Annotated in this window: 11 protein-coding genes; 7 read left to right on the plus strand and 4 right to left on the minus strand. The window is 48.7% G+C overall.

Translation table 11 applies throughout. The features are described 5' to 3' along the window. Positions 1-165 precede the first annotated feature (165 nt). The 6 genes from soxC (at position 166) to glp (ending at position 6,169) form a co-directional block, all read left to right on the plus strand. Positions 166-1,527 (plus strand): sulfite dehydrogenase, encoded by a 1,362-nt coding sequence (gene soxC, locus J3999_RS08965; protein ID WP_173283804.1) that lies wholly within the window; start codon positions 166-168, stop codon positions 1,525-1,527. After that, complete coding sequence (locus J3999_RS08970) at positions 1,514-2,584, plus strand: c-type cytochrome (RefSeq protein WP_208127694.1); 1,071 nt, start codon at positions 1,514-1,516, stop codon at positions 2,582-2,584. The genes soxC and J3999_RS08970 overlap by 14 nt, the downstream gene beginning before the upstream one ends. 341 nt (positions 2,585-2,925) lie before the next feature. Next, positions 2,926-3,927, plus strand: coding sequence for a GTP 3',8-cyclase MoaA (moaA, locus tag J3999_RS08975; protein ID WP_173283805.1), 1,002 nt, complete (start codon positions 2,926-2,928; stop codon positions 3,925-3,927). 31 nt (positions 3,928-3,958) lie between these two features. After that, complete coding sequence (gene moaD, locus J3999_RS08980) at positions 3,959-4,207, plus strand: molybdopterin converting factor subunit 1 (protein ID WP_173283806.1); 249 nt, start codon at positions 3,959-3,961, stop codon at positions 4,205-4,207. A gap of 24 nt (positions 4,208-4,231) precedes the next feature. Continuing rightward, positions 4,232-4,693 carry a molybdopterin synthase catalytic subunit MoaE gene (gene moaE, locus J3999_RS08985; protein ID WP_173286861.1) on the plus strand — a complete coding sequence of 154 codons (462 nt, stop codon included), beginning with the start codon at positions 4,232-4,234 and terminating at the stop codon, positions 4,691-4,693. Between the two features lie 267 nt (positions 4,694-4,960). Beyond that, complete coding sequence (gene glp / locus J3999_RS08990) at positions 4,961-6,169, plus strand: gephyrin-like molybdotransferase Glp (protein ID WP_208127565.1); 1,209 nt, start codon at positions 4,961-4,963, stop codon at positions 6,167-6,169. 138 nt (positions 6,170-6,307) lie between these two features. Here the strand turns inward: glp and J3999_RS08995 are convergent, their stop codons facing one another. The 4 genes from J3999_RS08995 to J3999_RS09010 form a co-directional block, all read right to left on the minus strand. Beyond that, a complete protein-coding gene (locus J3999_RS08995; RefSeq protein ID WP_173283808.1) occupies positions 6,308-6,952 on the minus strand; it encodes a peroxiredoxin in 645 nt (214 codons plus the stop codon). A 127-nt stretch (positions 6,953-7,079) separates the two neighbouring features. Beyond that, positions 7,080-7,766, minus strand: coding sequence for a Fe2+-dependent dioxygenase (locus tag J3999_RS09000; RefSeq protein WP_208127566.1), 687 nt, complete (start codon positions 7,764-7,766; stop codon positions 7,080-7,082). Further along, complete coding sequence (locus tag J3999_RS09005) at positions 7,759-8,871, minus strand: alpha-hydroxy acid oxidase (protein WP_208127567.1); 1,113 nt, start codon at positions 8,869-8,871, stop codon at positions 7,759-7,761. Before J3999_RS09005 ends, J3999_RS09000 begins: the two co-directional genes overlap by 8 nt. A 112-nt stretch (positions 8,872-8,983) precedes the next feature. Then, on the minus strand, positions 8,984-11,323 hold the full coding sequence (locus J3999_RS09010; RefSeq protein WP_208127568.1) for a TonB-dependent siderophore receptor: 2,340 nt from the start codon (positions 11,321-11,323) through the stop codon (positions 8,984-8,986). Between the two features lie 314 nt (positions 11,324-11,637). On the opposite strand from J3999_RS09010, the gene moaC reads away from it, so the two are divergent. Beyond that, positions 11,638-12,135 carry a cyclic pyranopterin monophosphate synthase MoaC gene (gene moaC, locus J3999_RS09015; protein WP_208127569.1) on the plus strand — a complete coding sequence of 166 codons (498 nt, stop codon included), beginning with the start codon at positions 11,638-11,640 and terminating at the stop codon, positions 12,133-12,135. Position 12,136: the final 1 nt, after the last annotated feature.

Below are 12,136 nucleotides of genomic sequence, written 5' to 3' on the forward strand. Positions count from 1 at the left end.
TTCTCGGTGTTTGCACTTGCAGTCGCTGTGGATAAATTTTATGATTAGCGACCAGCAATAACTGTATAGCCAAAATGGTCGCTCGTTTAGGCTAAAAAATAATATTTAACTCTTGAATCTGGGGTAGTACTGTACGCAAGCAGTAAAACCTTCAAGGAGCAATAAATGACAGATAAAATCGTAGAAAAGGTTGCGGTTCAAACAGAAGAGAGCCGTAATCAAGGACGTCGTGCCTTTCTAAAAGGTTCGGCGGCCGTAGCTGGTGGTGTGATGTTCACTAAAGCAGCTAGCGCAGCAGACGGTGCAGGATTCGATCCTAAAAAAGCTGTAGCACCTTACGCGGGTAAAGAAGAAATTACTGAAGTACTACAAGATGGTGCGGCACGTAAATCTCTAGGTTTCGGTGTTCGTAAGTATCCTTACGGTATGCCTTCTCCTTTCGAGAAAGAAGTTCAGCGTCGTACTCTTGAGTGGTTGACTCCTGACTCTATGGCGTCTATCACAATGACTCCGCTGCAAAGCCTGCACGGTATCATCACTCCAAACGGTCTACACTTCGAACGTTTCCACGGTGGTGTTCCTACAATCAACCCTGATGAGCACCGTCTGGTAATCCACGGTCTTGTTGAGCGTCCATTGATCTTCACTATGGATGATCTAAAACGCTTCCCATCAGTTTCACGTATCCACTTCGTTGAGTGTCCTGCTAACGGTGCAATGGAATGGAAAGGTGTTCAGTTGAACTCTGTTCAGTGGACTCACGGTATGATGTCTTGTGTTGAATACACTGGTGTACGTCTATCTGACCTATTGAAAGAAGCGGGTATCAAGCCAGAAGGTAAGTGGATTATTCCTGAAGGTGCGGATGCAGCGGGTCTAACTCGTTCTATTCCTATCGATCTAGCGATGGATGACTGTTTCGTAGCTTACGCTCAGAACGGTGAAGCGCTACGTCGTGAGCAAGGTTACCCAATCCGTCTAGTTGTTCCAGGTTGTGAAGCGAACATGTGGGTTAAATACCTACGTCGTATCCAGGTTCACGATGTACCTGCACAGCACCGTGAAGAAACTTCTAAGTACACTGAGCTTATGCCTGATGGTACTGCACAGCGTTTCTCTTGGTACATGGAGCCTAACTCTGTTATCACTTACCCATCTCCAGACTTCAAAATGCAAGGTCCTGGTAAGTACTACGTACGTGGTCTGGCTTGGTCTGGTCGTGGTAAAGTTGCTCACGTTGATGTTTCTTTCGACGGTGGTAAAAACTGGAAAGAAGCACACTTTACTTCACCGGTTCTAGATAAAGCTTGGACTCGTTTCGAAGTTGAATGGGATTGGGATGGTTCAGAAGCATTCCTAATGAGCCGTGTAACTGACGAAACCGGCTACGTTCAACCGCCTATGCCGCAAATGCGTGCACTTGAAGGTACGAACAACGTTTACCACCGTACTGCGATGGTTACTTGGCGCGTACACGCTTGGGAAAACGGCAAAAACGGAGGCATGATTGAAAATGTTCAGTACTAAGAAAACTCTAGTTGCAGCATCAGTTGCAACCCTATTTGCCGGTTCTGCAATGGCGATGTCTGGTAACTCAGACAGCAACTCTGCTTCTGGTGAAAAAATCGACGGTAAATATGCTGCAAACTACGAACAGATCATTCGTGATGCAGACGGTAAATACCTGGATGCTAAAGTTATCGAAGCTATCCTGGGTAAAGACGCTACTTACGGTCGTGACGGTCTTGAATCTAAACTAGATCCAGCTAACCCTTACTCTTTCGAAGTAGATGACAGCATCGATGGTGGTAACCACGGTAACGCGCAATGTAAGATCCCTGCGGCATTCGTAGAAGTTCACGACAGCGCGAAAGCTAACTACTACAACGATTCTGGTTTCGAAGCTCGTGGTTTCGGTACGCCTATCGCTGAATCAGCGCTAGAAAAGTGGAACATCGTTGTTGACGGTGACGGTAAAGGTCTTCCTGATCCTTCAGTTGGTATGACTGTTGAAGAAGGTGCGAAAGTTTACGTTCAGTACTGCGGTATGTGTCACGGTGAATTCGGTGAAGGTGCTAAAGGTTACCTACCTCTAGCGGTAGAAGAGAACCTAGTTACTTCATCTTTCTTCGATCCAGCACCAATGAAAACTGTTGGTAACTACTGGCCGTACGCTGTAACGTTCTTCGATTACATCCGTCGTACAATGCCTTTCTGGACTCCAAACGCTCCGTTCATCGGTGATGCGGGTTACATGGGTATTACTGGTTACATCATGCAAGCGAACTACATTCCGGTTGATGCGGAAGGTACTGAGCTAGAAGATGATACTTTCTACAACTCAGAAATCCTGATGAAACAGAACAAGTTCATGAAAAACCAGGGTAACTTCTTCTGTGACCACCGTCCTGTAATCCATAACACTCGTTGTATGGAAAACTGTGCGGATGAGCAAGTTGGTGATGGTAAAGGTGATATTCACAACTATCGTCAAGCGCGTCGTCTACCAGACGGAACTCCTCAGTATAACGTTCCACAACGTATGCATGAAGATCCGCCAGGTGTCGGTCACGCAGGTATGTAATTTAAAACCTCGTGTTTTAAATACCTAGCTTGAAAAGCCCGCTTTATGCGGGCTTTTTTTGTACTTAGCAACCCGTGTGCTTACCAACCCCTGCGCACGGCTTTCTTTTCTGGCTGTGCAAGCCGTTTTTTCTTATTTATTCAGCACAATCTCCGGTGATCTTTCCATCTTTCGCTATTTCTTTTGGGGAATAACGCTTTGAGAATAATTTATCACAATATAAGTTTTTTCTAATAAACTGCATTTTTCATAAAAAGAATTTGGTGTAGAATGCGTTATTCCCAGACAGCAATAACGTTGCTGTTTGTTTCAGCGGGTGAATAAGAGCTAATAATACTATTATGGGTAAATCATTAATCGATCCATTTAACCGTACAATCGAGTATGTACGCGTCTCTGTGACCGATCTGTGTAACTATCGCTGCGGCTACTGTATGCCGGAGCAGGGCGTGCACCCTGATGGGCATCATAAAGAGTATCTTTCATACGAAGAATTGGCTCGGATAATCAAAGCTTTTGTTAATTTGGGCGTCAGTAAAGTTCGTCTGACGGGCGGTGAGCCTTTGGTTCGAAAACGCCTGTATGAGCTGGTGGAGATGATTCAGCCATACGACGGCCTGGAAGACATTGCGCTGTCGACAAATGCGCACCATCTGGGCCGTGAAGCCGAAGCACTGGTTAAAGCCGGGGTCAATCGCTGTAATATCTCGATCGACTCTCTGCGCCCGCAGCGGTTTAATAAAATTACCCGCGGCGGCGATCTGGAGAAAGTTCTTGCCGGAGTCGACAAGGCATTGGAAGTTGGCATGAAGCCGGTTAAATTCAATATGGTCGTTATGAAAGGAACCAATGACGACGAAATTGAAGCGATGGTCGATTACGGGATCGAAAAAGGGGTTGAAATCCGCTTTATCGAAACCATGCCGATCGGACCGGCCGGCGTCAGTATGATGGATCAGCACTATGCAGCCGAGAAAATTCTTAAACGTGTCAAAGCGCATGTCGGTGCCGATCTGATTCCGTCAACCGATCGTTCCGATGCCGGCCCGGCCAGAAATTTCAAAATTGCCGGAACCAACGCACGAATCGGCGTGATCTCAGCGGTTTCGCAGCATTTCTGCGAGAGCTGCAACCGGGTTCGCTTGACGGCCCGCGGCGTGCTTGCTTTGTGTCTCGGTCAGGAAGATTCTGTTGACCTGCGTACTCCTTTGCGCGAAGGAATCAGTGACGCAGAGCTTGAGCAGCTAATTATTAAGGCGATTGCCAAAAAACCGGAACGTCATTTCTTCAATGAAAACGTTCACAACATTGAATTCAGACAAATGGTGCAATTGGGCGGTTAAGGCCCGATTTGATTGAGTAGAGGATCAAAGCATGTTGAATGTTCTATATTTTGCCAGTTTCCGCGAAATTCTAGGTCAGGCTCAGGAACAGTTGCCGGCCGATTATCAGACGGTTGATTGCCTGTTAAAGGATCTGGCTGCGCGCGGTGAAACCTGGCAGCAGGCTTTATTGCATAATCAGAATTTGCAAATCGCCGTTAATCACGATGTTGCCAACCGTCAGACCGCAATCAAGGCGGGTGATGAAGTAGCTTTTTTCCCGCCGGTAACGGGAGGCTGATCCGTGACGCACAACCCTGAACCGATGTTTCCGCATATCTGCATTCAGGAAGAGGATTTCGACCTGAGCACCGAAGCGGCGAAGCTGCGTGAAGGCCATAAGGATATTGGCGCGGTAGTGACTTTTGTCGGAACCGTTCGCGATATTAACGAAGGCGACGAAGTCTCGATTTTAGAGCTGGAACACTATCCGGGCATGACTGAAAAGGCTTTGGAGAAAATCCGTCTGGAAGCGCATGATCGATGGCATCTAGAAGCGAGTCATATTATCCACCGCATTGGCAAGATGTACCCTTGCGACCAGATTGTTATGGTCGCCGTTGCCAGTCGTCACAGGGAAAACGCGTTTCACGCGGCGCATTTTATTATGGACTACCTGAAAACCAATGCGCCTTTCTGGAAAAAAGAAACGCTCCCGGACGGAGCCGAGCGCTGGGTCGATGCACGGGTTTCCGATAAAGAAGCGGAATCCCGTTGGGCTAAATAAAAAGGCTGTGCACGCTACTGCGAAAACTTAACGCTTTGTTGCAAGCCTGCTTAAAGTGCTTATTTACTCTTTGTAGCGTGAGTACACCGACTTGTGTCTCGATTTAAGTCTTCTCATAACGCCCGCAAATTTTTTTGGCTTTATGTTGAATGAATGCTTGAATTGCTCGCCAGTCTTACGCCTCGACTGTAAACCATCCCTCCACATTATTTGAAATGTATTTTTAATCACTTTTGATTTTGAACCGAATTGCTTTAAGAGAAAACCATGAAAACCTTTGATGAAGCCTTATATGCCCTGCTATCCGATGTGCAGGTGACCACTGAATCCGAAACTATTAATGTCGGCGAAGGTCTGCAGCGCATTCTTGCCGAAGATATTGTCTCCAGCGTTAATGTGCCGCCGCATGACAACAGTCAGATGGATGGTTATGCGCTTCACAGTTTTGATCTGGAGCATGGAAACCTTTTCCCTGTCAGTCAGCGCATAGCAGCCGGAGAGGTTGGCGCCGAGTTACAGCACGGAACCGTGGCACGAATCTTTACCGGTGCGCCGATTCCGTCAGGCGCCAATATGGTTGTGATGCAGGAAGATACTGAAGAGGTTGACGGCCAGATTCAGATTAATATCAAGGCGCAGCCTGGCGCCAATGTACGCAAGAAAGGCGAAGACATTCAGCAAGGGCAGGTGATTTTACAGGCAGGAACCCGTCTTCGACCGCAGGAACTGGGACTGATCAGCTCGATCGGTATCGGCGAGATCAAGGTGTTTAAACCGCTTAAAGTTGCGACCTTTACTACCGGTAACGAACTGCTGGAACCGGGCAGTGAGCCGCAGGAAGGCAAAATTTACAATGCCAACCGCTATACCTTGCAGGGGTTGATTCCACAGTTGGGCTTTGAACTGATTGATCTTGGGCATGTCGCGGATACGCTGGAAGGCACCATAGAGGCGATGAAGAAAGCGGCGGATATTGCGGATGTTGTGATGACCACCGGCGGAGTATCGGTTGGTGAAGAAGATCACATCAAACCGGCACTCGAGAGCCTGGGTGAATTGAATATGTGGAAGGTGAAGATGAAGCCGGGTAAACCGATCGCTTACGGTAAGATCGGTGTCGATAAAGGTCAAGTACCGTTTATCGGTTTGCCGGGGAATCCGGTTTCCGCCTTTGCAACTTTTAAGTTGTTTGCCCGTCCTTATCTGATGAAAATGCAGGGTGCAGAGCAGATCAAAACCAATCCGATCTGGTTGCAGGCCGATTTTGACTGGCCGAAAGCCAATTTCCGTCGAGATTTCTTACGTGCGCGAATGACCAATAAACGTCAGCAAACGGTCGCTGAAATCTACCCGCATCAAGGCTCCGGAGTTTTGATGTCCACTTCCTGGGCGGAAGGCTTTGTCGTTATTCCGGAAGACAGCACGATCAAGAAAGGCGACACGGTGGCCTTCTATCCGTTTAGCGCCTTTGTCTGACGCTTCCCGAAAGCAGTAGATATCGTTGTTTACCGCTTGTCTTCAGGTATAAAAAAAGCCGCAGTGATGGCGTCGTCACGGCGGCTTTTTTATCCAATCTGTTTAAATCAGGCTTAAATGCTGATTTAAGTCATTAGATTACAGAGATTTTTTACAGAAGTAGAAATCTACACACTCGTACTCGCCAGATTCCATACGGGCTTTTGCTTCTTCAACCGTCGCCGCTGGTGGAACGATTACTTTTTCGCCCTTGCGCCAGTTTTCCGGCGTTGCACAAGCGTTCGCGTCAGAAGTCTGCATCGCTTCAAGAAGACGAACGAATTCGTCGATCTGACGGCCGTTGCTCATTGGGTAGTAAACCATTGCGCGCAGAACCCCTTCAGGGTCGATAATGAAAGTAGCACGTACCGCTGAGGTATCCGCTGCACCAGGGTGAACCATTCCGTAAGCCTGGGCAACTTTCATGTCCAGATCGGCGATAATCGGGAACTGGATATCGATGCCGAATTTCTCTTTGATGTTCAGAACCCAAGCGTTATGCGAGTGATGCGAGTCGATTGAAAGGCCAAGAAGTTCACAGTTCAATGCATCAAACTGATCTTTACGTTCCTGGAAGGCCATGAATTCCGTCGTACAAACCGGAGTGAAATCCGCCGGATGCGAGAAAAGAACCAGCCATTTCCCTTTATAGTCTTCAAGCGTTTTGCGGCCGTGAGTCGTTACGGCATCAAATGCAGGTGCGGCTTCATTCAAACGTGGTAATCCAAAAGTTGTGTTTTCCATATCAATGTCCTGTATAAGTTTTATTTATCTATTTATCGAATGCGTGAATAAGTTTAGCGAAGTGATTTTAATAAATCTAATTTAATGTTTTTAATTTAACGATAGAAATAAACTAATGCCCTCCTGTTTATTGTGTCCAGTATCTGAGAAGGTTGTGATACAACTCGGTCAATTGCAGAACGTCATCGTATTGCTGTGAATCGTTCAGCTGGCGGCGCAGACTTTGAATGCTCTGATCCAGTTGATAGAGCATGCTACGAGCTTTGCTGTCCTGAATCAGGCTCTGTATCCACATGAAACTGGCGATCCGCTGTCCCTCGGTGACCGGAAGTACCTGATGCAGCGCCCCGGAGTCGTACAGCACCATGTCGCCGGCTTTGAGTTTGATTTCCTGCACACCCATACCGGTATCGATCTGCAGTTCGCCGCCCACATAACTGTCGGGATCGTTTAGAAACAGAGTGGCGGAAAGATCTGCACGTAACTTTTCTCCGCTGTATGGATGATTCAGAATGGCATTGTCGACATGAGCGCCGTAAAAACCGCCATTCTGATACAGGTTGAATTTCGGTGGGTAGAAGTAATTGGGCAGGGCGGCACTGACAAATGACTCGGTTTTCAGGAGACGTTTTTCTACCTGTCGACTCAGTGCTCGGGCTAGTTCTGAAGCATCGTCAAGTTGCAGATTCTGCTTAACCTGCCGTGCCAGAGAGCCGGCCGTCGCCGCTCCGTCAGTCCATTCGCCCTGTTCCAGCTGGCGGCGGATTTGCAGGCACTCTTGTTCACTGAAAACGGAGTGAATAATTTTAAACATCGTTGTTGTCTCCTAAATTAATCATTCGAATGTCCTGTAAATTAGAACAGCCGCAGAGCGCCATGGTTAACTGTAATTCCTCGGTCAGAAGCTTAAGCAGATGCGCGACACCGAGCGCACCGGCGACACCGAGTGCATAAGCCTGTAATCGACCGACTAAAACCGCATCCGCACCTGAGGCTAAGGCTTTGAAGATATCCTGGCCGCAGCGAATTCCGCTGTCCAATAACAGTGTCATTTCAGGGCCGACCGATTGGCGTATCGTCGGTAAGGCTTCCAGGCTCGAGATGGCGCTATCCAAGGCGCGGCCGCCGTGATTGGAGACAATCAGAGCGTCAGCCCCCATTGTTTGCAGCTTTTGTGCCTGTTTCGGGTCTAATACCCCTTTAACCCATACTTTCAGGCCAAGTTGGCGGCTGTAATCCATCAGGCTTTGCAGGGATTGCCAATTAAGCGCCTGAGCCATAATGCCCTTAAAAATATAACTTTCATCAGGCTTGATGTGCGCAGAAGGTGGATCTTCGTACGGGCGCAGATTGATCGGTTTTTCCGGTGGCAATTTGAATCCCAAATGGCGGGCTTGTAACGAAACTTGTTGCACCGGTGCATCGACGGTAATCACCACGGCCTGATAACCGGCCTGATGCGCACGATGAATCAGGTCGAACGAGTCTTGCTGGCGTGGCTGAGCATAGAGTTGAAAGGCTTTCCAACCGTTCGCCGCATCGGCAACGTCTTCCAGCGAGTAGCCGGAAAGTGTGCTTAATACCATGCCTTGCTCAAGCGCTTCTGCCGCTTGGGCGCAGGCGCGTTCGCCATCTGCATGCAGCAGCGTCTGATGGGCCACCGGCGCTAATAAAATCGGCGCGGAGAAGCGCTGTTCCCGGTAGTGCCAATGACTGTTTCCGTCGGTAACATTTTCAAGACTGTTGGGCGTTAACGTCATTCCGGCAAAGGTGTCCAGGTTGCGTTTAAGACTGAGCTCCTGTCCGCTTCCGCCACTGAGATAGGCGAAAAGCGCATGGTCAATTTTTGTCTGCGCAAGCATTTCAAAATCTTGCGCACACAGAACGTGACTTTGTAGTTGTGCGTAATCTTCAAACAAGTTGCTCTCCAATGAAGAAAATCTCAGCAAACATCGTAGCGTGTTTGCCGAGAGAGGATAAATACAGGCTGAAAATTTTCAGCCTGCTTACGGTTACGGGTTTTAAAGTTGTTTAAAACTCATAGTTGAGCGTCAACTGAATACTGCGCCCATCGCCTTTATAGGCAAAGGCACCGCTGCGGTAGGCCGCAAGATAATAGTCTTCGTCAAACAGGTTATTGATATTTAGCTGCATATCCAAATCCTTATTGACGCGATAGCTGGCAAAGGTATCGAAGACCGTATAGCTTGGGATTTCTATGCTTTCCGAAGCGGCGGCATCCGGTTGGCCAGCATACATTTCGCTTGAGTAAGTCATCGAGCCACCCAGGGCTAATTTCTGCGTTAGCTGGTAGCGCAACAGAACATTTGCCTGGTTGTCTGCGAAGTTGCTTAACGGCTTGCCGATATTATCCGCATACATGGATTCGGTGATTTCCGATTCCATGGCGGTTAAGGAAATCTGCCCGCTCAGCTTGTCGGTCAGGTTACCTGCCAGCCCCAGTTCGATTCCGCGTACCCGGTTCTCACCGGTATTCGGCGTTCCCGCATTGCTGTAATCCGCTCCGCGTTCCGGTTCCATAACATTGCTTTTGGTAATCTGGAACAAGGCGGCGGTTGCCAGTAGTTTCTTGTTGTTAAGCTCCCATTTGGTTCCCAGCTCATAGCTTTTCACGGTTTCCGGTTCAATGCTGTCGGCATTGATGAAGCCGCCGTAGCCGCCGTTGGTCGCCACATCCGACTCACCGCCGTTAACATTTGCCGCCGTACTGTATGAAGCATACACATTCCCGTTATCGGCGACTTTATAGACAAAGCCGACATGACCGTTCCAGAGTCCGTCCGAATAGTCATAGCGCTCGGTTGTTGTGGTCAAGTCCAAGTCGAACTTGTCGTAGCGAAGTCCGCCGTGCAATGCCAGTTTGTCTGTCACATCGACGGTGTCCATTAATCCTACCGAGGTGGTTTTCATGCGCCACAGAGAGTAGAAGCTTTCATCGCCGATCTGTTTCGCCAGCAGACTGTTGTAGTTGTCGACCATTTGCCCGTTTTCGTCCTTGAAGCAATAACCGTCGGTAAGGCCGCTGCGGCCGTCAACACGGCAGTTAGTTGATCCCGCGTTATTGACGTTAATGTCATTACGCTGAACTTCGTGATCCGAGTATTCGAAACTGACCACAAATTGATGTTTCTTTCCGCCCAGCTCGGTGTCGATGTAGGTATTCAGCGCATTGGCGAAGTAATCAACATCCTGGCTGGCCGCTTTGGGTTTGGCGGTTACTGTATCGTAGGTGTATTCATCCGCCTGGCCTTCATTAGCGATCGCTGTACCGTACTGGGCACCGGTTACGACATAAGAATTCGTGGTGGTTCCGACACGGGTCGAGTTTTCGATGCGAACGTTATCCGTCGCCTGATAGCCCAATTTTAAAGTTGTCGTATCAATGACCGACTCGAAGTAGTCGTTATCCTGGGTGATGGCTGGAAATTCATCATCGACTTCTCCGGTGGTGCGGTTGATATAGGAACCAAGGTCCGGTTTGTCTTTGGCATTCAAGTGGTAGTGGTCAAGGGTAACGTCCAGTTTGTCGGTCGGAGCCCAGAAAACCGAACCGGCGATCCCTTTTCGGTCTCGGTCGGCAGGCGCGCGATCCGGTACTTCTTCGTAGGCGTCAAGAATGTTTAAACGCAGCGCCATATCGTCGGTCAGTACGATATTGGAATCCAGCGTATAGCGGTGATATTCGTCGGTACCAAAGCCTCCAGAGAGCTTGTTGAAGCTTCGTCCCAGATTGGCCTGTTTGGTTATAGAGTTGACGGCACCACCGGTCGAACCGCGACCGGCAAAAGTGGAGCTCGGGCCTTTGGTAATCTCGATCTGTTCGGTGGCAAAGCTTTCGCGGGTAGTCATGCCCGGATCGCGCATACCGTCGACAAAGACATCGGAGCGCGCTTCGTGACCACGAATAATGTAGCGGTCGCCGAACATGTTGCCGCCTTCACCGGTTCCGACGGTGATTCCAGGCTGGGTTTGCAGAATTTCTTTAAGGTCGGTTTTACCGGATTCTTTGAGTTGAGTCTGGGTGATAACCTGGATGGTTTGCGGCGTTTCTGCCAGTGGTTTAACACGACGACGATCGCCGGATTCATTGACTTTGTATGGGGCGCCTTTTTCGGCATACGGGTTATCGTCGACTTTGAGTCCTTCGACTTCGACGGTTTCCAGGGTTGAACCTCCTTCACCTTCCGCCCAGACGGGTGCAGCAGAGAGACTGACAGCCATTCCGAGGGTAATGGCTTGAGTGGTCGCACGGCTTAAAGGTTTTTTTTGCAGTCGATTTAAGCTCTGGTTCGCTTTTAGTTTCGTCCCTTCCAGAGACTGGTTGAGACGGTTGGAAAGTTTTGTAGACATGTTTTACTCCTCATTCTACCGTTGCGCACGAATATGAAAGGCGTGCGCTTCCTTTTGCAAAACCCAATCGTGCCCGATAAATTCGGGCTTTTAGCCGGCATTGATTGGGGAATGAAAACCTGTAAGTTAATTGATAATAATTCGCATTATATTTACATTTGATCAATATTCAAGAAAATAATAATAATTCGCATTAAGTTTAAATTTTGTGTAAAAAGACGAGGAATGAAACTTTTAAGGAGGTTGGATTTTTTAAGATCAGGGCGATGGTTTAGAATAGCCGGATCGAAATTCTGTTATCTAAAGGAAAGACTATGTCGAATGCAGTAAGCGGCGAATTGACCCATCTGGATGAAAAGGGTCAGGCAAGAATGGTAGATGTCAGTGCCAAGGCGCATACCGAGCGGGAAGCGCGCGCTATGGCCGTCATTAATATGTTGCCGGAGACTTTGCAGATGATTGCCGAAGGAAAGCATAAGAAAGGCGATGTACTGGCAACGGCGCGCATTGCGGGGATCATGGCGGCAAAACGCACTCCGGATATCATTCCCATGTGTCATCCTCTGCTGTTAACGTCCGTTAAGGTGGAATTAACGCCGAACTTCGAAAACAGTTCGGTCGAGATCGTTGCCATCTGTAAGCTGGTCGGGCAGACCGGCGTCGAAATGGAAGCTCTTACGGCGGCTTCGGCAGCGGCTTTAACCCTGTATGACATGTGCAAAGCGGTCGATAAAGGCATGGTTATCGATCAGGTTCAGTTGCTGGAGAAGAAAGGCGGTAAATCCGGTCACTGGGTGCGCAGCGGAGCCTGAA

It is taken from the genome of Thiomicrorhabdus sp. 6S3-12 (genome assembly GCF_017571475.1).
Taxonomy (GTDB): Bacteria; Pseudomonadota; Gammaproteobacteria; order Thiomicrospirales; family Thiomicrospiraceae; genus Thiomicrorhabdus.